Consider the following 23,905-nt stretch of genomic DNA (forward strand, 5'->3'; position numbering starts at 1 on the left):
AGGGCAAAACTAAGGCAGAATCAATAAGGCCCGGTAAATGGGCAACAGGTCAGCCAATTCGGTGCGCTACTACCTTGGTCGGGCTCGGAGGGTGGGCAAGGTGATTGACGCGCGGGTCCCGCCCGATAGTTTAGAACCGATCAAACCTGTCCCTGCCCGGGCCGGGAGAACACATCGGGAGGTGTCCCATGTCATCGCGTCGAGCGGCGCCGTTGGCGCTTGCGGCGGGCGCAGCTGCCGGCGAAGTCGCCCGGCCAATGACATTTCCCCTCACGACCTAGAACCGGCGGGCCTGACCGCAACCGATCGCGGCATGGCCCGTATGCCCTTTCGACCCGCGCTGTCACGACAGGCCGCGCCAAGAAAAACAAAAAATTCTGGTCAGGGAGAACGCCTTTGGCGAAGCAGAACGGCAGCGCCACCGACAGCATCGTCGTGGTGCAGGCAAAGACCGACGGGCCGCGGCAAGCAGCCGACGAGATCGCGCGCCAATTGGCAGCGGCTGATCTCGCCATGCTCGTCGTGTTCGTGTCGCCGTTCTATGACCCGAAGGAATTTATTGCCGAGCTGTCGAGGCAGATGGGCGACGTTCCGATCTTCGGCTGCACCACGGCCGGCGAACTGTCGCCCGGCGGCTGGGACGAGGACAGCGTGGTCGCGATGGGCTTCAACGCCGCCGATTTCGTCATCGCGGCCCGGCCGCTGTTCGATCTCGCGACGTTCCGGGTCGATCATGGCCGCTCGATGTGCACCGAGTTGCAGAGCGAATTCGCGCAACGCACCGAGCATTGCGACCACACCGAGGATGCCTTCGGGCTGCTCTTCATCGATGGCATGTGCCAGCGTGAGGAAACCATCATGTCGGCGATCTATGCATCGCTCGGCGACATTCCGGTGGTCGGCGGCTCCGCCGGCGACGGCCTGCGCTTCGAGAAGTCGTGGGTGTTCTACGGCGGCGAAGCCTTTACCGACGCTGCCGTCCTGATCCTGATCCGGACGCGGCTGCCGTTCCGCACGTTCAAATGCGACCATTTCGAGCCGACCTCGACCAAGATGGTGGTGACCGAGGCCGACATCGAGCACCGCATCGTCAAGGAATTGAATGCCGAGCCAGCCGCGCTGGAATATTCCCGCGCCGTCGGCCTCAGCGACAGCAAGCTCGAACTGTTCTCCTTTGCCGCGCATCCGGTCCTGGTGCGCGTCGGCGGCGCCTATTACGCACGGTCGATCCAGCGAACGAATCCCGACGGGTCGCTGCAATTCTTCTGCGCGATCGACGAGGGCATGGTGCTGACGGTGGCGCGCGAGCGTGACCCGATCGACGTGACTAGCCGCCTGCTCAAGGAGCTGACCGAGGATCTCGGCGAGGTCTCGATGTTCATCGGCTTCGAATGCGTGCTGCGCCGGCTCGATGTCGAGCAACGCCAGCTGTCGCGGGAGATGTCGGAGCTCTATCGCCGCAACAAAGTGATTGGCTTTCAGACCTATGGCGAGCAGTATCGCTCCATGCATGTCAACCAGACACTGACCGGCATCGCCATCGGCAAGCGGGCTGTCGCGCCGCAATGACCGACAGCAAGACCACGCGCATTGCGGCCCTCGAACGCGAAACCGAGAAGCTGCGCAAGATCAACGCGGCGCTGATGTCGCGCGTCGAACGCTCGACCGACCAGCAGCTCAACGCCTTTTCCCTGTTCGAGACCGCGATTGCGCTGGATCAGCAGGTGCGCGACCGCACCCAGCAACTCAAGCAGGCGCTGCAATCGCTGGAGAAAACCAACGGACGCCTGCTGCAAGCCAAGCAGCAGGCCGAGGCAGCGAGCTCGCTGAAATCATCGGTGCTGGTTTCAGTGACGCACGACCTGTTGCAGCCGCTCAATGCGGCACGGCTGACACTGTCCGCGCTGACCGAGATGGCCAACGAGCCCAAGAGCGTCGCGCTGACCGACCAGATCGACCGTTCGCTGGCGACGCTGGAAGACATGCTGCGGACGCTGCTCGACATCTCGAAGCTCGATGCCGGCGTGCTCAGGCCCGAATTCGGTCCGGTCGCGATCGCCTCGCTGTTCGAGCCGCTGGAGCACGAGTTTGTGGCGACCGCCGCCAAGCGCAACCTCGGATTCCGGATCGTGCCAACGTCGGCGGTGGTTCGCTCCGATCCGCTGATGCTGCGCCGGATCCTGCAGAACCTCTTGGCCAACGCGCTACGCTACACCCAGCGCGGCACCGTGCTGATGGGATGCCGCCTCAAGGGCGACGACATCTGCATTGAGGTGCATGACACCGGGCCTGGCATCCCGGAAGCCCAGCGCGAAGCCATCTTCGTCGAGTTTCAGCGCGGCGACGCCGGCGCCAGCGACAAGGCAGGCATCGGGCTTGGCCTTTCGATCGTGCGCCGGTTTGCCGACCTGCTCGGCCACAACATCAGGCTGAGTTCGCGCGCCGGCAAAGGCTCGGTGTTCTCGGTCACCGTGCCGCGCACCTTCGATCCGGTTGCGATCCCGGTGCGCGAACAGGCCAGCGTCGACTATCGCTATGGCGGCATGGAAGGCGCCAAGATCCTGCTGATCGAGAACGACCTCTCGAGCGCCGAGGGCCTCGCCCATCTGCTGGAAAAATGGGGCTGCGACGTCGCCGTGACGATCTCCAAGACCGAGGCGCTCGAGCGCATCCACGCGCTGGACGGCATTCCCGACGCCATCATCGCCGACCTGCACCTCGACAATGGCGAGACCGGCATCCAGGCCGTCGACGTGATCCGCGGCGAAATCAACGCCAAGGTTCCTGCGATCATCGTGACCGCCGACTACTCGGCCAAGGCCGCCTCCGACGTCTCGGCCTTTGGACACGAATTGCTGAAGAAGCCGATCAAGCCCGCCGAGATGCGCTCGCTGTTGTCGTTCCTGCTGGCGGCGGAGCAGTCGGGTGCGCGGTTATGATTCCGCGCTATGCGGCGGCGAGGCCGTCACCGGCGCGTGGTCGTGCTTGCCGAAATCCAGTTTCGACAGCGCGATGATGGCCTCGGTCCGGCTGCGCACGCCGAGCTTCCGCAGGATCTCCGAGACGTGCACCTTCACGGTGGTGACCGAGATATCGAGCTGGTAGGCGATGTGCTTGTTCTGCAGCCCGCGGCAGATCATGTCGAGCACGCGAAGCTGCTGCGCGGTGAACTGGCCGAGCTGCTGCACCAATTGCTTGGTGTCGGCCTGCCCCTTCCGTGCGGCAGCCGAATCGCGGAAACGGGTCGGCAGGCACACCTCGCCTTCGAGAATGCCGCGCAGCAGGCGCGCCAGCTCGAGCTTCGGCGTCGACTTCGGAATGAATCCGGAAATGCCGAGCGAGATGGCGCCGCCGATGATCCGGGAATCGTCATGCGCCGACACGATCACGAGCGCGCTGCGCGGCGCCGCGGCACGCACCCGGTAGGCGCCGAGCAGGCCAGTTGTTCCCGGCATCGACAGATCGAGCAGGATCAGATCGAGGCCGTCGCGCGCGGCGATCACGTCGAGCGCGCCATCGATCGAGGTCGCCTGCAGCACCTCGGCGTCGGGAAACTCGGCCCCGATCACACCGATCAAGGCAGCACGGAACAGCGGGTGATCCTCGACGATCAGCAGTCGAGGCGCACCCGCTCTATCGACCGGCGGCTCGTCCGCCAGGGGCGCGGTCGTGGTCAATGCTGCGCCGTCCTCCCTCGAATGCTCATGACAGCTATCGTTGGCATGACGTTATCTCAAAGCCGATCGTCAGCCTATAGGCGGATAGTCAATGCGCCCGCCTCGCAGTGCAGCAAGGCTAGGGTGCCTTCTCCGCCTTGGCTCCCGCGCAGGCGTCGGGGACCGGCAGCGGAATCTTGCCGAGCTCGATGATCGCCTTGTTGCGGCTGAACAGCTTCAGCTTGCGCAGGATCTCGGTCACATGTGCCTTCACCGTGGATTCCGCGAGCTTGAGCTCGGAGGCGATCTCGCGGTTCTGCAATCCGCGGATGATCAGGTGAAGTACGCGGATTTGCTGCGGCGTCAGCTTCTGGATCCGCTCGCGCAGCGTCCGCGCGGTCTCGGACTGATCCAGTGCGCCGACCGCGACGAAATCCCGCGGCGCCGAGACCGACCCGCTCAGCACGCGGGCGATCGCCTGCGACAGCTCGCCGAGCGAGGTCGACTTCGGCAGATACCCGACCGCACCCATTTCCAGGGCCTCGCGGATGGTGTGCTTGTCCTCTTCACTGGAGACGATGGCGATCGGCAGCCGCGGATAGCGATCCCTGATCTTCTGGAAGCCGGAGAAGCCGACGACGTCGGGCAGCAGCAGATCGAGCAGCGCGAGGTCGATATTCGGCTCGCTGGCGAGGATGCCAAGGGCCTCCTTGATCGAGGTCGCTTCATAGATCCGGGCATCGGGATGCGAGATGCGGATGGCGTTGCCAAGCGCCTCCCCAAACAGGGGGTGATCGTCGATGATCAGGAACCCCATCATGAGGACCCTCGCACTGCTCGAGCCGTTTCCGTTCCGATTGAATCGGAACGGGGCTCTAGATTCTTGTTTTGACGCGTTTTCCTCACGCGAACCGGTATCCACTTCGCTCGAAAACGCTTCTATTGCGGATCGCGGCAGCTAGTTCGACCCGCCGGTATCCTGCACACTCTGCAGATAGGCATATACGTTTCTGAGCTCGTCGTCGCTGAAGACGTCCTTCCAGGCCGGCATGCCCTTGGCCGGCCGCCCGTCATGGACCGTCTTCCAGAATGTCGCTTCCATGTCGTCAGCATAGCGCTTCTTGAGCAGCCTGAGATCGATCTTTCGCTCGGCCTGCACCGCGTCCGGACCGTGGCAATGGGCGCAGGTGCCGTTGAAGACCTCCCGCCCCGCATTGGCGTCCCCTTTGGCATCCCCGGCGGTTGCGGCGGTCTGGACCGGTTTCTCGACCGCGGCCGCCTGCCCGACCGTGACGGGTTCGCTGGCCCCAACCGACGACGTCGTTGCCCGATCCGCCTGGCCGAACTTCACCGGGGCGCCGTTTGGCACGCCGTATTTGGCGAACAGGGCGGAAATCTCCGGCGCCAGCGACGGCAGCACGCCGTCGACCTCATCGCGCAGCGCGCCGGACGCCTTGGCGAAGCCGATCGCGGTCGGCCAGAGCAGGCCGTCGCCCTCGGTGGACACGATCTGATACTTGTCGCCGTAGCTGGTCTTGTTCAGCCAACCCGCCACCGGCGCCCAGATGAAGGCGATGTCCACCTTGCCCTGTTCGAGGGCCGCCATGCCCTCCTCCGGGCTGAGCACTGTGACCTTCTGAATGTCGTCACGCAGGGCCAGCAGGTTCTGCGGCGTCGATTGATACTGCACCGCAACCCGCAATCCCTTGAGGTCGTCGATGCCGGTGAGCTTGCGCTCCCTGGCGCCGACCAGCGCGTAGCCTTCGTGAGCGATCGGCTTCGAGAAGATCACCGCCGGGCCCATGAAATCGTCGATCAGCGGCAGGCCGACCATGGCGTCGCACTGCTTGCTGAGCAGCGTCTCCCGCACGGTGCGCTTGCCGAAATAGGACTTGTACCAGTTGGTGCTCGCCGTCCGGCCGAGCTTCTGCGCCACGGCCTGGCCGATCTCGAGATAGAGGCCGGGCTTGCCCGGTTGGTCGCTCGAGAACGGCAGGTTGGTCGGGTCGGCACAGAGCCGCAGCGGCGGTTTTGCCTCGTCGGCGCCGGCCGCCAGGGCCGGCACCATAAGCAGGGCGGAAAGCAGCACGGTCCGGATTGCATGTTCCAACCGCGTGTTGCGCGAGGGGGTGCGCAGTTCGTTTCGGGCGATGCAGGACACGGACAATGCTGCCTCCTAGACGATTGTTTACTGCAGGGCGAACACGAACAGCGAGCCGCCTTCGGGCGCCGCGGCGACCATCTTCTTGCCGATGTCGCCGAGGAAGGCCGGCAGCGCCGCGGTGCGTCCGACCACGATCGCGACATACTGCTTGCCGTCGACCGAATAGGTCACGGGACCGGCGCCGATGCCGCTGCCGAGGTTCTTGCTCCACAGCACCTTGCCGTTCTTGGCATCGATGGCGCGGAAGTCGCCGTGCAGATTGCCGGAGAACACGAGGTTGCCGCCCGTCGTCAGCGTCCCGCCGTTGAAGGGCAGGTCTTCCTTGATGCTCCATACTTTCTTGTTGGCGATCGGATCCCAGGCCACGAGTTCGCCGAGGAAGCCGCCGGGGCCCGGCTTGGTCGGGAATTCGGCGCCGAGATAGAACACGCCGCGCTTGTAGTTTACGTCGCTAACCGACCAATCCATGCAGACGTTGTTGCTCGGAATGTAGACAAGGCCGGTCTGCGGGTTGAACGACATCGGCTGCCAGTTCTTGCCGCCGATCAGGTTCGGGCAGATATCCTTGGCGGGATGGCCGGGGCCGGGACGCTTGTCCGGATCCTCTTCCGCCCGCATCGTGTTGATGTCCCACTTCTTGGCCCAGTTGGCGAAGACGTATTTCTCGGCCGAGATCACCTTGCCGGTTTCCCGGTTGGCCACGAAGAAGAAGCCGTTGCGATCCGCCTTCATCAGAACCGGCGTCTCGGCGCCCTTGATCTTGAGGTCGGCGAGCAGCAGCTCGTTGACGCCGTCATAGTCCCAGGCGTCGGCCGGCGTGCCCTGGATGTGCCACTTGATCTTGCCGGTGTTAGGATCGATCGCCAGCGTCGAGGCGGTGTAGAGGTTGGTCAGCTTGCCGAAATTGCCGTCGCCGGTGGAGCGCACACCGGTGTTCCACGGTCCCGGATTGCTGGTACCCCAGTAGACGGTGTCGGACTTGGTGTCGTAGGAGCCGACCAGCCAGGCGGCGCCGCCGCCATGTAGCCCGGTGTCGCCCTTCCAGGTGTCGCTGCCGGGTTCGCCCGGTGCCGGCACCGTGAAGGTCTGCCAGAGCAGCTTGCCGTCCTTGAGATTGAAGGCCTGCAACGAGCCGCGGACGCCATATTCGCCGCCGCCGAACCCGGTGATGACCTTGTCGCGGACGATCAGCGGCGGCGAGGTGATGACCGAGCCCTGCTTGTAGTCGACCACGGTCGAGGTCCAGAGCTCCTTGCCGGTCTCGGCATCGAGCGCGGTCAGCTTGCCGTCGAGCCGGCCGACGAAGATCTTGCCGTCGGCATAGGACACGCCGCGGTTATTGACGTCGCAGCAGGCATATTGAAGCACGTCGTCCGGAATGTCGGGCTGCCAGGTCCATTTGCGCGCACCGGTCGCGGCATCGACCGCATAGACGTATTTAGGCCCCCACGACGTCGACACATACAGCGTCTTGCCGATCACCAGCGGCGACGACTCGTTGGAGCGCAGCGAGGCCAGCGACAGCGAATAGACCAGCTGCAGCTTGCCGGCATTCTCGGAATTGATCTGCTTCAGGGGGCTGAAGCGCGTATTGCCGTAGTCGTGGCCGGCGATCGCCCATCCGTTCGGATCGGACGCCGCCTTCACGACAGAATCATTCGCTTTCGACGCGCCAATGCTTGCCATCACCATGGCGACCAGCGACACACCGGCAAAGAAAATCCCGCTCCTCAGCTTCATTGGCTTCCTCCAATATGGTTTCGTTGCCGCGATGGATGCATCGCGCGCGCGGATCGATACCCAATTTCATGAACCAGCGATCTTCCGTCGCTGCGTCGACGATGAAAATGACAGCAACGCTATTGCGTCGTTATAGGCGGAAGGTAGTAGCATTCGCGGCGGCGATTTTCGGCGCGCCGTAGCACCGTCAGCCTGCCGAAAACCGCTTGCACTGCGGTGTGATTTCGTCGCGCCGGAGCATGCTCCCGGCAGCTTGCAAATTGCCCCTCGAACGGCTGCCTGCTAGGATCGGACGTACAGCCCGGCGCCTTCACGACAGGGCCGCACCTACGACTTTGATCGCGGTTACGTCCCATATGAAGCGTGGTCTACTGGGCCCATAACGAAGCTATTGGGAGAAACGCGTGTCTACAGTCAAACTGACGGTAAACGGCAGGGCGGTTTCGGTCGACGTCGAGGACCGGACCCTCCTCGTGCATCTCTTGCGCGAAAACCTCAACCTCACCGGCACCCATGTCGGCTGCGATACCAGCCAGTGCGGCGCCTGCGTCGTCCATGTCGATGGGCGGGCGGTGAAATCCTGCACCATGCTGGCCGGCCAGGCCGCCGGCTCCAACGTCACCACGATCGAAGGCCTCGCCAAGGGCGACGAGCTGCACCCGATGCAGGCGGCGTTTCGCGACAATCACGGCCTGCAGTGCGGCTATTGCACCCCCGGCATGATCATGTCCGCGGTCGATATCGTGCACCGCCATGGCGGCAAGCTCGACGAGGAAACGGTTCGCCACGAGCTCGAAGGCAACATCTGCCGCTGCACCGGCTACCACAACATCGTCAAGGCGGTGCTCGATGCAGCCGGCCGCATGAAGGTCGCGCAGGCCGCCGAATAGCCGGCCCACGCACTACACACAATCAAGCTCATCACCGCCGGTCTCGATGGAAACGGCGGCAAATCGAATCTCCGTCGGGAGGACTAGACTATGGGTGTTGAAGGCATTGGCGCACGTGTCGTGCGCAAGGAAGATCGCCGGTTCATTACCGGCCAGGGCCGTTACGTCGACGACGTTAAAATGGTCGGCATGAGCTATGCTCACTTCATCCGCAGCCCGCATGCACATGCCAAGGTCAAGGGCATCAACTCCGCCGAGGCGATGAAGATGCCTGGCGTGATCGCGGTGCTGACCGGACAGCAGATCGTCGACGACAAGGTCGGCAATCTGATCTGCGGCTGGGCCATCACCTCGAAAGATGGCTCGCCGATGAAAATGGGCGCGTGGCCGGCGATGGCGCCGGAGACCGTGCGCTTTGTCGGACAGGCGGTCGCGGTCGTGATCGCCGAGACCAAGAACCAGGCCAGGGACGCGGCGGAAGCCGTCGTCGTCGACTACGAAGAGCTTCCCGCGGTGGCCGACGTCAGGGCCGCGATCAAGTCGGGCGCTCCGCAACTGCATCCCGAAGCCCCCGGCAACATCGTCTATGACTGGCATATCGGCGACGAAGCCGCGGTCGGCGACGCCTTCAGCAAGGCCGCCAATGTGGTGACACTCGAGCTCACCAACAACCGCCTGGTGCCGAATGCGATGGAGCCGCGCGCGGCGGTTGCGCATTACGATCAGGCCGAAGAGCACTACACGCTCTACACGACCTCGCAGAATCCGCACGTCGCCCGCCTCGTGCTGTCGGCATTCTACAACATCGCGCCCGAGCACAAGCTGCGCGTGATCGCGCCCGATGTCGGCGGCGGCTTCGGCTCCAAGATCTACATCTACCCGGAAGAGATGGTGGCGCTGTGGGCCTCGAAGAAGGTCAACCGCCCGGTGAAATGGACCGGTGATCGCTCGGAGGCCTTCCTCACCGACGCGCATGGCCGCGACCATGTCTCGAAGGCGGAGATGGCGTTCGACAAGGACAACAAGATCCTTGGCCTGCGGGTGAAGACCCACGCCAATTTCGGCGCCTATATGTCGCTGTTCTCCTCGGCAGTCCCGACCTATCTCTACGCGACGCTGCTGTCGGGCCAGTATGTGATCCCCTCGATCTACGCCGAGGTGATCGGCGTCTACACCAACACCACGCCGGTCGACGCCTATCGCGGCGCCGGCCGTCCCGAGGCGAGCTATCTGCTCGAGCGGATGATGGAGACGGCGGCTCGGCAGCTGAAGGTCGATCCGACCGAGCTGCGCAAGACAAACTTCATCAACGCGTTCCCATATCAGACGCCCGTGATCATGGCCTATGATGTCGGCGACTTCCACGCCTCGATCGATGCGGCGATGAAGGCGATCGACTATGCCGGCTTCCCGGCCCGCAAGGCCAAGGCGAAAGCCGACGGCAAGCTGCGCGGCATCGGCGTCTCCTGCTACATCGAGGCCTGCGGCATCGCGCCGTCGAAGGCGGTAGGCAGTCTCGGGGCCGGCGTCGGCCTGTGGGAATCGGCGGAGATCCGCGTCAATCCGGTCGGCACCATCGAGGTGCTCACCGGCTCGCACAGCCACGGCCAGGGCCACGAGACGACGTTCTGCCAGATCATCGCCGAGCGGCTCGGCGTGCCGATCAGCCAGGTCTCGATCGTACACGGCGACACCGACAAGGTTCAGTTCGGCATGGGTACCTATGGCTCGCGCTCGATCGCGGTCGGCGGTGCGGCGATCGTGAAGGCGATGGAGAAGGTGGAAGCCAAGGCCAAGAAGATCGCGGCGCATGCGCTCGAGGCGTCCGAGAGCGACATCGTGATCGAGAACGGCGAGTTCAAGGTCACCGGCACCGACAAGGCGATCGCGCTGCCGATGGTCGCGCTCGCGGCCTACACCGCGCACAACCTGCCTGACGGCATGGAGCCCGGCCTGAAGGAGACGGCGTTCTACGACCCGACCAACTTCACCTTCCCGGCTGGCGCCTATATCTGCGAGCTCGAGATCGATCCCGGCACCGGCAAGACCTCCTTCGTCAACTTCGTGGCAGCGGACGATTTCGGCCGGCTGATCAACCCGATGATTGTCGAGGGCCAGGTCCATGGCGGCCTCGCGCAGGGCATCGGCCAGGCGCTCCTCGAGGGCGCGGTCTATGACGACACCGGTCAGCTCGTGACCGCGTCGTTCATGGATTACACCATGCCGCGCGCCGACGACCTGCCGTCGTTCCAGCTCTCCCACACCACGACGCTGTGTCCGGGCAACCCGCTCGGCGTCAAGGGCTGCGGCGAAGCCGGCGCGATCGGCGCCTCTGCTGCCGTGATCAACGCGATCACGGACGCCATCGGCAACAACAAGCTGGAAATGCCGGCGACGCCCGATCGCGTCTGGCACGCCATTCACGGTTGAGGGAGGAAGAGCCATGTACGAGACAAATTATCACCGTGCTTCCTCGGTCGCCGACGCCGCAGCCACGTTCGCCAAGGGCACGGAATCAAAATTCCTTGCCGGCGGACAAACCCTGCTCCCCGTGATGAAGCAGCGCCTCGCCGCCCCGTCCGACGTGATCGACCTTTCCAAGGTGCAGGAGATGATCGGCATCGAGGTTTCGGGCGACACCGTCACCATCAAGGCAGCGACGCCGCATTACGATGTAGCGCAAAGCGATGCGGTCAAGAAAGCAATCCCCGCACTGGCCAATCTGGCGTCGATGATCGGCGACCCCGCCGTGCGCTATCGCGGCACGATCGGCGGCTCGCTCGCCAACAACGACCCGGCGGCGGATTATCCGGCGGCGGTGCTGGCGCTCGGCGCGACGATCAAGACCAACAAGCGGTCGATCGCGGCGGATGATTTCTTCAAGGGCCTGTTCACGACGGCACTCGAGGATGGCGAGATCATCACACAGGTCGCGTTCCCGATTCCGGCCAAGGCGGGTTATGCCAAGTTTCCGAACCCGGCCTCGCGCTTCGCGCTGACCGGCGTGTTCGTCGCCAAGACCAAGTCGGGTGACGTCCGCGTCACCGCGACCGGTGCATCGCAGAGCGGCGTCATGCGGGTGGCGCCGATCGAGCAGGCGCTGAAGGCAAACTGGGCGGCCTCGGCGCTCGACAGCGTCACGATTCCGGCGAGCGGTCTGCTCGCCGACATCCACGGCTCGGCGGACTACCGCGCCAATCTGGTCAAGGTGATGGGACAGCGGGCGGTGACTGCCGCCGGCTGATAGCGCCTAAACACAAGTCGAGCGGCGGCGCGCAGCGATGCGCGCCGTTCGCGTTTTACCGCGCCTCGTTTTACCGGCGCTTCGAGGCAAAAGACGCTTGCCTCATCGCGCGTTCGGCGAGACAATTTAGCTAATCAGCTAATTAAAAATACCGTCCCACGGGCGGCTGGGAGAACGCACGACATTCGGCGCCAAGCCTGCCGTAAGCACCTCAGCCGCTTAACGCCCCACAACCAACGGATAACAACGTGCTCGATAAACCCGCCTCCCAAACCGCCGCTCGCACCTCGGGCCCGCTCGCCGGCTTCCGCATCGTCGAATTCGCCGGCATCGGCCCCGGCCCGTTCGCCTGCATGCTGCTCGCCGACATGGGCGCCGAGGTCATCACCCTCGATCGGATCGGCGCGGGCAAGAATTTGAAGGCGGTGGCAACCCGCGGCCGCAAGGTCATCGAGCTCGACCTCAAGAACAAGGCGGCGATCGCTGAAGTGCTCGACCTGCTCAGCCATGCCGACGCGCTGATCGAAGGCTTCCGCCCCGGTGTCATGGAGCGTCTCGGTCTCGGCCCGGACGTCGTGCTCGCGCGCAATCCCAAGCTGGTTTTTGGCCGCATGACCGGCTGGGGCCAGGAAGGCCCGCTGGCGAACGCCGCCGGTCACGACATCAACTACATCTCGATCACAGGCGCTCTGGCCGCGATCGGCACCAAGGAGAAGCCGGTGCCGCCGCTCAACCTGGTCGGCGATTTCGGGGGCGGCGCACTCTATCTCGTGGTCGGCGTGCTCGCAGCGCTGCTGGAAGCGCAGAAGTCCGGAAAGGGCCAGGTGGTCGATACCGCGATGTGCGACGGCGCGGCCTCGCTGATGTCGATGTTCTACGACATGCGCGCGCAGGGCCGCTGGAGCGGCGGCCGCGACCAGAACTTCCTGGACGGCGGCGCACATTTCTACGGCGTCTACGAATGCTCCTGCGGCAACTTCATCTCGATCGGCTCGATCGAACCGCAGTTCTATGCGCTGCTGCGCAAGCATGCCGACCTGACCGATGCCGACTTCGACGCCCAGATGGACCGCAAGGCCTGGCCGGCGCTGAAGGCGAAGCTGGAAAAGGTGTTCAAGAGCAAGTCGCGCGCGGACTGGTGCACAATCATGGAAGGCACCGACATCTGCTTTGCGCCGATCCTCACCATGGAAGAGGCCCCGAAGCATCCGCATATGGCAGCACGCCAGGTGTTCGTCGAGCGCCACGGCGTCACCCAGCCCGCCCCCGCACCGCGCTTCTCGCGGACACCGTCGGCGATCCGCGAGCCGGAGCTGGCAAGCATTGGCGACGTGACCAGCGCGTGGAAGGCGGGGAAATAGAACCGTCGTCCCGGCCTAGTGCGCAATTGCGCACGGGGGCCGGGACCCATAACCCCGGAACGCAGTTGTTGCGCACAACCGTTCCGCGGGACTCCCACCTGGCAAACTCGATCGATTCCGCGGTATGGGTCCCGGCGTTCGCCGGGACGACACCTTTTGGCTGTGCGCTAGCGTAGCACCCCTGAGACGGCTTCAAGCCGCGTGATCGACCTTCAGCACGCCGCGGCGGATCTGGTCTTCCTCGATCGATTCGAACAGCGCCTTGAAGTTGCCTTCGCCGAAACCGTCGTCGCCCTTGCGCTGGATGAACTCGAAGAAGATCGGCCCGATTGCGTTCGCCGAGAAGATCTGCAGCAGCACCTTGGTCTGGCCGCCGTCCACCACACCCTCGCCGTCGATCAGGATGCCGTTGGTCTTGAGCCGCGCCACGTCCTCGCCATGCTGCGGCAGGCGGGCATCGATCCGCTCGAAATAGGTGTCGGGCGGTGACGGCATGAACGGCAGGCCGTCCGCGCGCAGCGTCTCGACGGTGCGGTAGATGTCGCGCGCGCCGCAAGCGATGTGCTGGATGCCCTCGCCGTGATAGATGTTGAGATATTCCTCGATCTGCCCGGAATCGCCGGCATCCTCGTTGATCGGAATCCGGATCTTGCCGTCCGGGCTGGTCAGCGCGCGGGAGAACAGGCCGGACGCGCGGCCCTCGATGTCGAAGAAGCGGATCTGGCGGAAGTTGAACAGCTTGGCATAGAAGCCGGTCCAGACATCCATCCGACCGCGATGGACGTTGTGGGTGAGGTGATCGACGTAATACAGGCCCGAGCCCGCGGGACGCGGATTCTCCTCTCCTAACCACTCGAACTCGGCACCATAGGCGGAGCCCTTGGCGCCGTAGCGATCGACGAAATACAGCAGGCTGCCGCCGATGCCCTTGATCGCGGGCACATCCAGCGTCTTCTCGGCGGACGACACATCCGCCGGCTCTGCGCCGAGCGCGATCGCGCGCTCATAGGCGCGCTTCGCATCGACCACGCGGAACGCCATCGACGGCGCGCAGGGGCCGTGCGCGGCGACGAAATTGAAGCCGTGGGTGCCCGGCTCCTCATTGACGAGATAGTTGATGTCGCCCTGACGATAGACCGTGATGCTCTTGGTCTTGTGGCGGGCGACCGCGACAAAGCCCATCAACTTGAACAAGGCATGCAGCTCCGCCGGGTTGGGGTGGGCATATTCGACGAACTCGAAGCCGTCGGTGCCCATCGGGTTCTCAGCGCTGATTTCGGCCGGCGGCGCATCGTGCGGAAACGGTCCCATGACGGTAACTCCCTGATTTGTCTGGGATCAGTTTCCGTCATCTGCTGCGCAACGTGCGTGCAAAATAGCCCCTGATTTGCTAGAATCGCGCACAATCTGTGCATGAAATGGACATTCGACGCATGCCTGAAGTCGACGCCTTCGACCTCAAAATGCTCGCCGCGCTGCAAGATGACGGCCGGCTGACCAACCAGCAGCTCGCCGACCTGGTCGGGCTCTCCGCCTCGCAATGCTCGCGGCGGCGGATGCGGTTGGAGGAGGAGAAGGTGATTTCGGGCTACCATGCCGATATCGCCGGCGAGGCGCTCGGCTTCGGCCTGATCGCCTTCATCCACATTACGCTGGCGACCCACTCGCCCGACAATGCCAAGCGGTTTCGCGAGCTGGTCAACCGCGTCGACGACATCCAGGAGGCCTACGCGCTGACCGGCGATGCCGATTACGTGCTGAAGGTGATGCTGCGCGACCTGAAGAGCCTGTCGGACATCGTCAACAATGTGCTGATGCCGCACCAGAGCGTGGCGCATGTGCGCTCTTCGATCGTGCTCGACCGCCTGAAGGAAAGCACCAAGCTGCCGCTGAAGGCTCTGCAGACCTGACTGGCGCAAATCGAGGGAAATCCGTCATTCGCTTTCCCGGCCCGATTTGCGATCATTTCTCCAACATTCCCCGAGAGAGACGACCATGGCGCTGCAGCTGCGACCGAACTGCGAATATTGCGACAAGGACCTGCCACCAAGCGCGCTAGAGGCGCGGATCTGCTCCTATGAATGCACGTTCTGTGCGGATTGCGCGGAGACCAAGCTCGGCAATGTCTGCCCGAACTGCGGCGGCGGCTTCGCGCCGCGGCCGATACGCCCGGCCAAGCCGTGGCGGGCGGGTGTCTGCACCGTGAACCAGCCGCCGTCCGACAAGCGGGTGCATCTGAAATACAGCCTCGAGGACTGCGCGGCGAATACCGCGCGGCTGAGGGATGTCAGGCCGGAGGAGCGGTGAGTTTCCTCTCGTCATTGCGAGCGAAGCGAAGCAATCCATCCTCTCCGCGCAGGGATAGATGGATTGCTTCGTCGCTTCGCTCCTCGCAATGACAGCAAGAGAATTAGTCTGCCGCGACGATGGTGCCTTCGACCTCACCGAACCCGACGCGATAGCCGTCGCCCTGGCACCAGCCGCGCATGACAAGCGAGTCGCCGTTTTCGAGGAACGAGCGGGTCACGCCGCTCGCGAGATCGACCGGTTCGGTGCCGTTCCAGCTGATTTCCAGCAGGCTGCCGCGCTGATGCTTCTCGGGGCCGGAGATCGTGCCGCTGCCTAAGAGATCACCGACATTCATCGCGCAGCCGCTCGAGGCATGGTGCACGAGCTGCTGCACCGACGACCAGTACATGTATTTGAAGTTGGTGCTGCAGATCGTCTTCGCTTCGTTCATCGCACCGGCGCGCAGCGCGACGTCGAGCTGCATGTCGTAATTGTTCGGTTGGGTCTGCTTGAGATAGGCCAGCGGCTCCGGCTGCTGCGCCGGGCCCTGCATCCGGAACGGCTCCAGCGCCTCGCGCGGCACCACCCACGGGCTGATCGAGGTCGCGAACGCCTTGGCCTGGAACGGGCCGAGCGGCACATACTCCCATTGCTGGATGTCGCGCGCGCTCCAGTCGTTGAGGATGACGAAGCCGAAGATCATCTCCTCGGCCTGTTTCTCGGTGAGCATCTCGCCCATCGGCGACGCCTGTCCGACCACGACGCCCATCTCGAGCTCGAAGTCGAGCCGCTTGCAGGCGCCGAAGCTCGGCACCTCAGCGGTCGGCGGCTTCAGCTGGCCGCGTGGGCGCCGCACCTTGGTGCCACTCACCACCACGGTCGAGGCGCGGCCGTTGTAGCCGATCGGCATGTGCAGCCAGTTCGGCTGCAACGCATTGTCCTTGCCGCGGAACATGACGCCGACATTGGTGGCGTGCTCCTTCGACGAATAGAAATCGGTGTAGCCCGAGACGGCAAACGGCATGTGCAGCCGGACGTCAGCCATCGGCACCAGCGCCCGCGCCCGCAACTCCCTGTTGTCGCGCAGTTCCGGATGATCGGCGCGCAGCAGCTCGCTGATCCGCGCCCGCGTCGCCGACCACACCTTCGGCCCGAGCGCCATGAAGGCGTTGAGCGACGGCTGCGATAACACGCCGAGCGGCCCGACGTCGAGCCGCGAGTCCTGCTCGAGCTCCCAGAGGTCGAGCACATAGTCGCCGATCGCTACGCCGACACGTGGCGCGAGGCCGTCCTTCGACGAGAACACGCCGTAGGGCAGGTTCTGGATCGGGAAGTCGGAGGTCGGCGCGACGTCGATGAAGGAGCGGAGGGATGGGTCGTTGGGGTGGGTCATCGTTTTCTCGATGCAATGATGGTGGTGCCAGTTTCGCCACCCTCCCCTGGAGGGGAGGGTCGGCTCGCATGAAGCGAAGCGAAATGCGAGACGGGGTGGGGTGATCCCTCCACTCGGGTACTGCCTCAAGGGAGAGACTGTCACCCCACCCCGCCGCTCATTTCATTCGCGTCGACCCTCCCCCTCCAGGGGAGGGTAAGATCACGGCTTGGTCGGGTCGAACTTCTTCTCGAGCCCCTTCCAGCAATCCGAGTAATCGTCCTGCAGCGTCGATGACGTCGCGGCATGCTGCGTCACGCGCTGCGGGAAACGGGTCTCGAACATGAAGGCCATCGTGCCGGTCAGCTTCACCGGCTTCAGCTCGCTGTTGCTGGCGTGCTCGAAGGCTTCGCGGTCGGGCCCGTGCGGCAGCATGCAATTGTGCAGGCTGATACCGCCGGGGACGAAGCCCTGCGGCTTGGCATCGTAGACGCCGTAGATCAGCCCCATGAACTCCGACATGATGTTCATGTGGTACCACGGCGGACGGAAGGTGTTGTCCGCCACCATCCAGCGCTCCGGGAAGATCACGAAGTCGATGTTCGCGGTGCCTGCGGTCTCCGACGGCGAGGTCAATACCGTGAAGATCGACGGATCGGGATGATCGAACGCGATCGCGCCGACCGGCGAGAAGGTGCGCAGATCGTATTTGTAGGGCGCGTAGTTACCGTGCCAGGCGACGACGTCGATCGGCGAATGCGGCAATGTGGTCTTGAACAGCGCGCCGCCCCACTTCACGTAGAGCTCGGTCGGGGTGTCCTTGTCCTCGTAGCTAGCCACCGGCGTCAGGAAGTCGCGCGAATTGGCCAGGCAATTGGCGCCGATCGGGCCGCGCTCCGGCAGCGTGAAGGCGCCGCCGTAGTTCTCGCAGAGATAGCCGCGCGCCGGGCCATTCGGAATCTCGACGCGGAATTTCACGCCGCGCGGGATCACGACGATCTCGCCCGGCTCGGCATCGATGCGGCCGAATTCGGTGACAAGCCGCAGATTGCCCTGCTGCAGCACGAACATCATCTCCCCATCGGCATTGTAGAAATGCTGATCGACCATCGATTTGGTGATGAGATAGATGTGCGCCGCCATGCCGGCTTGCGTATTGGCATCCCCGGCCGTGGTCATGGTCTGCACGCCCTGCAGGAAGGTCATGTCCTCCTTCGGGATCGGCGCCGGGTCCCAGCGCAGCTGCGCGATCGGCATGTCGTATTCGTGACACGGCGCGGTGCGCCACAGCCCGCTATCTGCCTTGGCGAAGCGGCCGGAGTGCCGCACTGACGGGCGGATGCGATAGAGCCAGGAGCGCTCATTGGTGCCGCGCGGCGCCGTGAACGGCGAGCCCGAGAGCTGTTCGGCATAGAGCCCGTAGGCGCAACGCTGCGGCGAGTTGCGCCCCATCGGCAGCGCGCTGGGCAAGGCCTCGGTCTCAAAGCTGTTGCCGAAGCCGGACATGTAGCCCGGCGTGACTTGCCCCGAGCTGCGAACGATCTGATCAGGCGAGGTGTTGATGTTCACGACTATCCTCCTCCTTGCAGGGCGGCCCACATTTCCTGGTCGCGCTTGTCGGTCCAGATCACGGGATCGTCGATCCCGGACGCCTCGTCATAGGCGCGCGAAACGTTGAACGGCAGGCAGTGCTCGTAGATCGCGAACTTCGAGAACTTCGGATCCATCACCTCGCGCGTCGCCGCCATCGATTCCTTCAGGCTGCGGCCCTTGGCGACCGACGATTCGGCGGCGCCATAGAGCGTGGTGACGAAATCGCGGGTCATCGCGATCGCATCGCGGCCGGTCTCGAGACCCTTCAGCGCATCGCCGCGGCCCGGCGCAATCGCCTTCGGATTGAAGGCGCGGATCTCGTTCAAGGTCATCGGCCATTCGCGCAGATGCGCATCGCCGCAATAGCAGGCCGAATGATATTCGATGAGGTCGCCGGAGAACATCACCTCGGCATCCGGCACCCAGGCGACGATATCGCCCGAGGTGTGGCCGGCGCCGAGTTGCATCAGCCGCACCTCGCGCTTGCCGAGATAGATCGACATCTCGCCCTCGAAGGTCAGCGTCGGCCAGGTCAGGCCGGGAATGCTCGCCGCATCCTGAAACAGCCGCGGGAAGCGGCCGTACTCGGAATCCCAGTCCTGCTGGCCGCGCTCCTGGATCAGCCGGTACGTCTCCTGCGAGGCGACGATGCCCTGCGCGTGATAGGCCGAGGCGCCGAGCACGCGCACCGCGTGATAGTGCGAGAGCACGACATATTTGATCGGCTTGTCGGTGACAGTCTTGACCCGCTCGATCACCTTGTTAGCCATCGCGGGCGTTGCCTGCGCGTCGAATACCAGGCAGCCGTCGTCGCCGACGATGACGGCGGTGTTGGGATCGCCCTCGGCGGTGAAGGCGTAGAGATCGGTTCCAATCTCGGAGAAGGTGACCTTCTTCTCCGCGAGATCCGTGGTCGATGCGAAACCTTTGGCCATCAGTTCAATCCTGTCCGTTTGATCAGTGCTATTGTTGTTGCTGTTGTTGCTGCTGGCTCGCGTCCAGCGTCCGCCGCTTCGCCAGCGCGATCGCCTCGCGCAGCACATCGAGATCGCCGATGTGGTTGGCGAGCACCAGCACCAGCGCGGCATCGAGATCGGCGCTCTGCGCCTCGGTGAGGCCGCGATGCGCCTCGACGATGGCGCGAAAGGCGTCATCGGGCTTTGCGAAGTTCGAACTGGTCGACAGCGCCATGACTGCTCCTCAGCTCAGGCCGGCCGCGCGCGCCAGCGCCGCATCCAGTGCCGGCCGCGCCGCGTTCCGGAAGCGCGCCGCGACGTAACCGTCCGGCCGCAGCAGATAGGCGGTGCCGGGCTCGGCGTCGTAGCGCTTGCCGGCCAAGCCTTGCACGTCGACCAGGCCATTATCGCCGCCGATGCGGATGGTGCCGACGCCGTCAGGCACATCGGCAGCCGTGCCATTACCAAACTCCAGCAGCGTGAATCGCGTTCCCTGTCTGATGAAAACGTCGGTCAGATAGCTGGAACCGCCGCCCTGCTCGGTCACCGGCGCATCCAGCATCGAGGCGCCCGGCCGCGGGCCGCCGCGCCAGGCGTCGCGATCGCCGCTCGACAGCGGCGTGTCGTAGACCGACGGCACCGACAGCCGGCCGCCGTTGACCATGCGCTTGCCGAACTCGGTGTCCTTGGCAAGCGACAGCACGGCCTGACGCAACCGCGCCTCCTGCCGGGTCACCGGCGCCATGAAATCGGTCGAGCGGGTGGACTCGCGGATGTTCTCATCCGCCGCCGCACTGCGCTCGATATGATAGCTCTCCAGCAGGCCTTCCGGCGAGAGCCGGCGCAGCACCCGGTCGAGCTTCCAGGCCAGATTCTCGGCGTCCTCGAGCCCGGAATTGGCGCCGCGCGCGCCGAACGGCGAGACCTGGTGCGCGGAATCACCGGCAAAAATCACGCGGCCGTGGATGAACTTGGCCATCCGGCGGCACTGGAACTTGTAGAGCGATATCCATTCGAACTCGAACTTGTCATGCCCGAGCATGCGCTCGATCCGCGGCCGGACGTTCTCGGGCTGCTTCTCGGCCACCGGATCGGCATCCGGATTGAGCTGCAGATCGATCCGCCAGATATCGTCCGGCTGCTTGTGCAGCAGCGCCGAGCGTCCCGCGTGGAACGGCGGATCGAACCAGAACCAGCGTTCGGTCGGGAACGCCGCGGTCATCTTGACGTCGGCGATCAGGAACTGGTCCTCGAACACCTGGCCTGCAAAGTCCGCACCGACCATCTGCCGCAGCGAGGAACGGGCGCCGTCGCAAGCGACGACAAAGGAGGCATGCACCTGGTAGGAGCCTTCGGGGGTCGCGATGGTCAACGTGACGCCATCGTTGCGGCTTTCCAGCGCGATCACCTTGTTACGCCAGCGCAGATCGATTTCAGGCAACTGTTCGACCCGGTCGACCAGATAGGCCTCGGCATAGAACTGCTGCAGGTTGATGAAGGCGGGCCGCTTGTGGCCCTCTTCAGGAAGCAGATTGAACTGGTAGAGCTGCGAGGCGCCGTGGAAGATCTTGCCGACGCTCCACACTACGCCCTTCTCGACCATGCGGTCGCCGACGCCGAGGCGATCCCAGAATTCCAGCGAGCGTTTCGAGAAGCAGATCGCGCGCGAGCCCTCGCCGATCCGGTCGGCATCGTCGAGCAGCACCACGCGCTGGCCGCGCTGCGCGAGGTCGATCGCGAGCGACAATCCCACCGGCCCGGCGCCGACCACCACGACTGGATGCTCCGCGACGTTGGCGCCCGACCGCTCCTGGTCGGGATGACGGCGGTAGCCGAACTGGGTTTTGGCCTGTGCCGTATTGGCTGCCATTGCGTGACCCTGGATGTTCCCTGGCGCCGGCCCTTGTCTGTGGCTCGGACTGCGGCTTGTGTGACCGGCTGGCAACCAGCACCTTGCGAGCCGGCCGCGACCTTGCTAAATTAGTCTCACTTGCAACTATCTTAAACTCCCAGTCGGGCTCGCCGTCAACTCAAATTGGAGGAATTTTTGGCCAGGACCTCTGCAAGCCAGCCTCCGATGCGGCCGCGCAGCGCCGTGGAAGCGGACGCGCGCGACAACGTCGCGCCGACCAAGAAGCGCCTCGACCTCTTCCACTTCATGCCGTTCCGGCTGAACCGGCTGGCGGCCGAGGTGTCCTCGGCGCTGTCGAGCGAATATCAGGCACGCTACGGCCTCGATATTCCGGAATGGCGTGTGCTCGCCACGCTGGGCTTCCGCAACGATCCCTGCAGCGCGCAATACATCGCGCATTGCACCCGCACGCACAAATCCACCATCAGCCGCGCAGTATCGGCGCTGATGGAGCGCGAGATCGTCGAGCGCGTCGAGAACGCCGACGACCGCCGCGAATTCCGCCTGCGACTGACGAAGAATGGCCAGGCGCTTTATGAGGAGCTGATCCCGCGCCTGCTGCGCAAGGAGCAGGAGATCCTGTCCTGCCTATCCGCGCAGGAGCGTCGCGATCTCGGACGCCTGCTCGGCAAGGTCGAAACCAGCCTCGAGCTGGTACAGACCAGCGAAGAGGCCGACGCGAAGGACGTGTATTAGCCGCGCACTCCGCTTTGGACACACACTCCGCTGTCGTCCTGGCGAAAGCCAGGACCCATACTCCGCGGCCGGTGTTGTGGACGGGACTCGTCGTTGCAGCGAGCCCAACAAAAGACATTTGTGGTTCTGGGTCCTGGCTTTCGCCAGGACGACGCTGGGGTTTGGCGCTCCGCTCTATCCCCTCGTCATTCCGGGGCGTGCGAAGCACGAGCCCGGAATGACGACGAAGGGTGTCACGCCCGATCGATATGCCTGGCGATAACCGGGAAATAATTATCCTTCGACCCCTTGTCGATCGCCTCCTGCAGCACCGTGCCGATCAGCTCCGCGCCGCGGATCCTGATGCCGGCATCGGCGGCGAGCTCCAGCGCGTAGGACAGATCCTTCAGTGCATATTCGGTCGAGAACGCGCGCTCGGGAAACACGCCGGGCACGATCGCCTTCATGCCGTGGTTGCGCAGCGCAAAGCTGTCGGCCGAGCCCTTCGACAGGGTTTCCAGCAGCAGCTTTGGATCGACGCCATTGTGCTTCGCCACCGCGACGGCCTCAGCCAGCGCGTTCACCGTCTCGAACAGCACCATGTTGTTGAGGATCTTGGTCACCTGCCCCGCGCCGACATCGCCGCAATTGGTGACGTCGGTAGCAAAGCAGCGGATCAGGGGCTCGATCGCGGCATAGAGCGCGGGCACCGCACCGACCATCACGCTGAGCGTGCCGTCCTGCGCCGCCTGCCGCGTGCGCGCGATCGGCGCGTCGGCCCAGGCAGCGCCCTTGGCCTGCAGCTGCCCGGCAAAGTCGCGGGTCTGGCTGACTGAAGACGTGCCGAGATCGACCACGACCTGGCCGCTTCTGATGTTGTTCAGAATGCCGTCGCCCTCGAACACCGCGCGCACGTGCTTGGCGCTCGGCAGGCAGAGGAACAGCACGTCGCTCTGCTTGATGACATCGGCGACCGAGCCGGCAATCTCGGCGCCGTCAGCACGCAGGCGCTGCAGCGGCTCAGTCGACAGGTCGAACACCACGACGCGCTTGCCGCTCTTCTTGACCAGGTTGCGGCAAATCGGCTCACCCATCACGCCGAGGCCGATGAATCCGAGAGTCTTGTATTCAGTCATATCGCTTCTTCTTTTTGACGCTTCTTGAGGTGTTGTGGATACGCCTCGCCCGATCGGCGAGGCTATTTCGCGAACGATCGCGACGGCGCCAGATGCAGCGCGAACGCATCGACCTTGTCGCTGGCACGCGGATAGATCTCGCTGACGATCGGATCGTGACCAGGGATGAAGCGGTCGGGATGGCCGGCGAGCCGCTCGACGGTCTCCCAGCCCTGCGCCATGTCGCCGACATTGTAGACGATCGGGAACGGGCTCTTCTTGTGCAGGTTGGCATAATAATGCGCGGCGTCCGACGCCAGCACGACCGGACCGCGCGCGGTCTCGACCCGCACCACCTGCAGGCCGTCGGAATGACCGCCGACGCGATGCACGGTGACGCCGGGCGCGATCTCGCCGTCGCCGGAATGGAAGGTGACGCGCTCGCCATAGACGTGCCGGATCATCTGGGTGACGTGTTCAATGGAGAACGGATGGCGCAGCATGCCGTTGCACATGCAGCGGCCGGTCGCGTAGCTCATCTCGCGTTCCTGCAGATGGAATTTGGCATTCGGGAAGCGATCCAGATTGCCGGCATGGTCATAGTGCAGATGGGTCACGATGACGTCGCGGATCGCATCGGCGCTGACGCCGAAGCCGGCGAGCGCATCGACCGGGTTGAGCGTCAGCTTGCGGGCGCGCGCCTTGGCCTCCTCGGCGTTGAAGCCGGTGTCAACCAGGATGTCGCGGCCGTGGCCGCGGATCAGCCAGACGAAATAGTCGAGATCCTGCGCCGTGGTGTCGTGCGGATCGGGCAGCAGGAAGTTGAGGTGGGGCGTGCGCGGCGACATCGTCGCATAGCGCAGGGCGTAGATCTCGTAGGCGTTTCCCATCGGTTTCGCTCTTGTTTGCAGTCTTGTTGAATGGCTTGCCGTCCCGAA

Annotated in this window: 22 protein-coding genes; 10 read left to right on the plus strand and 12 right to left on the minus strand. The window is 64.3% G+C overall.

Going from position 1 to position 23,905, the window contains the following annotated elements:
• Positions 1–396 precede the first annotated feature (396 nt).
• Together Q0030_RS30475 and Q0030_RS30480 are read left to right on the plus strand one after the other, a co-directional pair.
• Complete coding sequence (locus Q0030_RS30475; protein ID WP_298375681.1) at positions 397–1,569, plus strand: FIST N-terminal domain-containing protein; 1,173 nt, start codon at positions 397–399, stop codon at positions 1,567–1,569.
• Positions 1,566–2,939 carry an ATP-binding protein gene (locus tag Q0030_RS30480; RefSeq protein WP_298375684.1) on the plus strand — a complete coding sequence of 458 codons (1,374 nt, stop codon included), beginning with the start codon at positions 1,566–1,568 and terminating at the stop codon, positions 2,937–2,939. The genes Q0030_RS30475 and Q0030_RS30480 overlap by 4 nt, the downstream gene beginning before the upstream one ends.
• Here the strand turns inward: Q0030_RS30480 and Q0030_RS30485 are convergent.
• The 4 genes from Q0030_RS30485 to Q0030_RS30500 form a co-directional block, all read right to left on the minus strand.
• Positions 2,934–3,677 carry a response regulator transcription factor gene (locus Q0030_RS30485; protein ID WP_298375686.1) on the minus strand — a complete coding sequence of 248 codons (744 nt, stop codon included), beginning with the start codon at positions 3,675–3,677 and terminating at the stop codon, positions 2,934–2,936. The two genes, Q0030_RS30480 and Q0030_RS30485, sit on opposite strands and share 6 nt — an antisense overlap.
• Before the next feature lie 118 nt (positions 3,678–3,795).
• Positions 3,796–4,476, minus strand: coding sequence for a response regulator transcription factor (locus Q0030_RS30490; RefSeq protein WP_298375688.1), 681 nt, complete (start codon positions 4,474–4,476; stop codon positions 3,796–3,798).
• Between the two features lie 138 nt (positions 4,477–4,614).
• The gene (locus Q0030_RS30495) at positions 4,615–5,817 is read right to left on the minus strand and encodes a transporter substrate-binding domain-containing protein (RefSeq protein ID WP_363323516.1); all 1,203 of its coding nucleotides are present in this window, start codon (positions 5,815–5,817) and stop codon (positions 4,615–4,617) included.
• 27 nt (positions 5,818–5,844) lie between these two features.
• Positions 5,845–7,512, minus strand: a complete 1,668-nt coding sequence (locus tag Q0030_RS30500; RefSeq protein WP_363323514.1) for a PQQ-dependent dehydrogenase, methanol/ethanol family — start codon at positions 7,510–7,512, stop codon at positions 5,845–5,847.
• Between Q0030_RS30500 and Q0030_RS30505 the strand changes: the two genes are divergently transcribed.
• From Q0030_RS30505 to Q0030_RS30525, 5 genes are all read left to right on the plus strand, one after another.
• Positions 7,496–7,696 (plus strand): hypothetical protein, encoded by a 201-nt coding sequence (locus Q0030_RS30505; RefSeq protein ID WP_298375696.1) that lies wholly within the window; start codon positions 7,496–7,498, stop codon positions 7,694–7,696. The two genes, Q0030_RS30500 and Q0030_RS30505, sit on opposite strands and share 17 nt — an antisense overlap.
• A 268-nt stretch (positions 7,697–7,964) precedes the next feature.
• Positions 7,965–8,450 carry a (2Fe-2S)-binding protein gene (locus Q0030_RS30510; protein WP_097675807.1) on the plus strand — a complete coding sequence of 162 codons (486 nt, stop codon included), beginning with the start codon at positions 7,965–7,967 and terminating at the stop codon, positions 8,448–8,450.
• A gap of 90 nt (positions 8,451–8,540) precedes the next feature.
• Positions 8,541–10,880: a xanthine dehydrogenase family protein molybdopterin-binding subunit gene (locus Q0030_RS30515; RefSeq protein ID WP_298375700.1), complete on the plus strand. Its 2,340-nt coding sequence runs from the start codon at positions 8,541–8,543 to the stop codon at positions 10,878–10,880.
• A gap of 13 nt (positions 10,881–10,893) precedes the next feature.
• Positions 10,894–11,694 carry a xanthine dehydrogenase family protein subunit M gene (locus Q0030_RS30520; protein WP_298375702.1) on the plus strand — a complete coding sequence of 267 codons (801 nt, stop codon included), beginning with the start codon at positions 10,894–10,896 and terminating at the stop codon, positions 11,692–11,694.
• Between the two features lie 248 nt (positions 11,695–11,942).
• Positions 11,943–13,055 (plus strand): CaiB/BaiF CoA-transferase family protein, encoded by a 1,113-nt coding sequence (locus Q0030_RS30525; protein WP_298375705.1) that lies wholly within the window; start codon positions 11,943–11,945, stop codon positions 13,053–13,055.
• A gap of 192 nt (positions 13,056–13,247) precedes the next feature.
• Here the strand turns inward: Q0030_RS30525 and hppD are convergent, their stop codons facing one another.
• Complete coding sequence (gene hppD, locus Q0030_RS30530) at positions 13,248–14,366, minus strand: 4-hydroxyphenylpyruvate dioxygenase (RefSeq protein WP_298375708.1); 1,119 nt, start codon at positions 14,364–14,366, stop codon at positions 13,248–13,250.
• A 122-nt stretch (positions 14,367–14,488) separates the two neighbouring features.
• Here hppD and Q0030_RS30535 point away from each other — a divergent pair, with 122 nt between their 5' ends.
• Positions 14,489–14,965, plus strand: a complete 477-nt coding sequence (locus Q0030_RS30535) for an Lrp/AsnC family transcriptional regulator (RefSeq protein ID WP_298375710.1) — start codon at positions 14,489–14,491, stop codon at positions 14,963–14,965.
• 85 nt (positions 14,966–15,050) lie between these two features.
• Complete coding sequence (locus Q0030_RS30540) at positions 15,051–15,362, plus strand: DUF1272 domain-containing protein (protein ID WP_092121905.1); 312 nt, start codon at positions 15,051–15,053, stop codon at positions 15,360–15,362.
• Positions 15,363–15,465: 103 nt separating this feature from the next.
• On the opposite strand, the gene fahA is transcribed toward Q0030_RS30540, so the two are convergent.
• From fahA to Q0030_RS30565, 5 genes are all read right to left on the minus strand, one after another.
• Positions 15,466–16,737, minus strand: a complete 1,272-nt coding sequence (gene fahA / locus Q0030_RS30545; RefSeq protein ID WP_298375717.1) for a fumarylacetoacetase — start codon at positions 16,735–16,737, stop codon at positions 15,466–15,468.
• A gap of 201 nt (positions 16,738–16,938) precedes the next feature.
• Complete coding sequence (hmgA, locus tag Q0030_RS30550; RefSeq protein ID WP_298375719.1) at positions 16,939–18,285, minus strand: homogentisate 1,2-dioxygenase; 1,347 nt, start codon at positions 18,283–18,285, stop codon at positions 16,939–16,941.
• Positions 18,286–18,287: 2 nt separating this feature from the next.
• Positions 18,288–19,244: an MBL fold metallo-hydrolase gene (locus Q0030_RS30555; RefSeq protein ID WP_298375720.1), complete on the minus strand. Its 957-nt coding sequence runs from the start codon at positions 19,242–19,244 to the stop codon at positions 18,288–18,290.
• Between the two features lie 28 nt (positions 19,245–19,272).
• Positions 19,273–19,500 carry a DUF2783 domain-containing protein gene (locus tag Q0030_RS30560; RefSeq protein ID WP_092121894.1) on the minus strand — a complete coding sequence of 76 codons (228 nt, stop codon included), beginning with the start codon at positions 19,498–19,500 and terminating at the stop codon, positions 19,273–19,275.
• 9 nt (positions 19,501–19,509) lie between these two features.
• A complete protein-coding gene (locus tag Q0030_RS30565; RefSeq protein WP_298375722.1) occupies positions 19,510–21,135 on the minus strand; it encodes an FAD-dependent oxidoreductase in 1,626 nt (541 codons plus the stop codon).
• 177 nt (positions 21,136–21,312) lie between these two features.
• Between Q0030_RS30565 and Q0030_RS30570 the strand changes: the two genes are divergently transcribed.
• Positions 21,313–21,873, plus strand: a complete 561-nt coding sequence (locus Q0030_RS30570) for a MarR family transcriptional regulator (RefSeq protein ID WP_298375725.1) — start codon at positions 21,313–21,315, stop codon at positions 21,871–21,873.
• Positions 21,874–22,106: 233 nt separating this feature from the next.
• Here Q0030_RS30570 and Q0030_RS30575 read toward each other — a convergent pair whose 3' ends face one another.
• Both Q0030_RS30575 and Q0030_RS30580 read right to left on the minus strand, forming a co-directional pair.
• Positions 22,107–23,066: an NAD(P)-dependent oxidoreductase gene (locus Q0030_RS30575; protein WP_363323517.1), complete on the minus strand. Its 960-nt coding sequence runs from the start codon at positions 23,064–23,066 to the stop codon at positions 22,107–22,109.
• Positions 23,051–23,857 (minus strand): N-acyl homoserine lactonase family protein, encoded by an 807-nt coding sequence (locus Q0030_RS30580; RefSeq protein WP_298375728.1) that lies wholly within the window; start codon positions 23,855–23,857, stop codon positions 23,051–23,053. Before Q0030_RS30580 ends, Q0030_RS30575 begins: the two co-directional genes overlap by 16 nt.
• Positions 23,858–23,905: the final 48 nt, after the last annotated feature.

The organism is uncultured Bradyrhizobium sp., from assembly GCF_947648125.1.
GTDB lineage: Bacteria > Pseudomonadota > Alphaproteobacteria > Rhizobiales > Xanthobacteraceae > Bradyrhizobium.

Coding starts and splice junctions, on each gene's coding strand:
- Q0030_RS30540 (WP_092121905.1), top strand. CDS start 15,051: ATGGCGCTGCAGCTGCGACCGAACTGCGAATATTGCGACAAGGACCTG.
- Q0030_RS30520 (WP_298375702.1), top strand. CDS start 10,894: ATGTACGAGACAAATTATCACCGTGCTTCCTCGGTCGCCGACGCCGCA.
- hppD (WP_298375708.1), bottom strand. CDS start 14,366: ATGGGACCGTTTCCGCACGATGCGCCGCCGGCCGAAATCAGCGCTGAG.
- Q0030_RS30580 (WP_298375728.1), bottom strand. CDS start 23,857: ATGGGAAACGCCTACGAGATCTACGCCCTGCGCTATGCGACGATGTCG.
- Q0030_RS30565 (WP_298375722.1), bottom strand. CDS start 21,135: ATGGCAGCCAATACGGCACAGGCCAAAACCCAGTTCGGCTACCGCCGT.
- Q0030_RS30535 (WP_298375710.1), top strand. CDS start 14,489: ATGCCTGAAGTCGACGCCTTCGACCTCAAAATGCTCGCCGCGCTGCAA.
- Q0030_RS30555 (WP_298375720.1), bottom strand. CDS start 19,244: ATGGCCAAAGGTTTCGCATCGACCACGGATCTCGCGGAGAAGAAGGTC.
- Q0030_RS30515 (WP_298375700.1), top strand. CDS start 8,541: ATGGGTGTTGAAGGCATTGGCGCACGTGTCGTGCGCAAGGAAGATCGC.
- Q0030_RS30505 (WP_298375696.1), top strand. CDS start 7,496: ATGCTTGCCATCACCATGGCGACCAGCGACACACCGGCAAAGAAAATC.
- Q0030_RS30500 (WP_363323514.1), bottom strand. CDS start 7,512: ATGGTGATGGCAAGCATTGGCGCGTCGAAAGCGAATGATTCTGTCGTG.
- Q0030_RS30560 (WP_092121894.1), bottom strand. CDS start 19,500: ATGGCGCTGTCGACCAGTTCGAACTTCGCAAAGCCCGATGACGCCTTT.
- Q0030_RS30490 (WP_298375688.1), bottom strand. CDS start 4,476: ATGATGGGGTTCCTGATCATCGACGATCACCCCCTGTTTGGGGAGGCG.
- fahA (WP_298375717.1), bottom strand. CDS start 16,737: ATGACCCACCCCAACGACCCATCCCTCCGCTCCTTCATCGACGTCGCG.
- Q0030_RS30480 (WP_298375684.1), top strand. CDS start 1,566: ATGACCGACAGCAAGACCACGCGCATTGCGGCCCTCGAACGCGAAACC.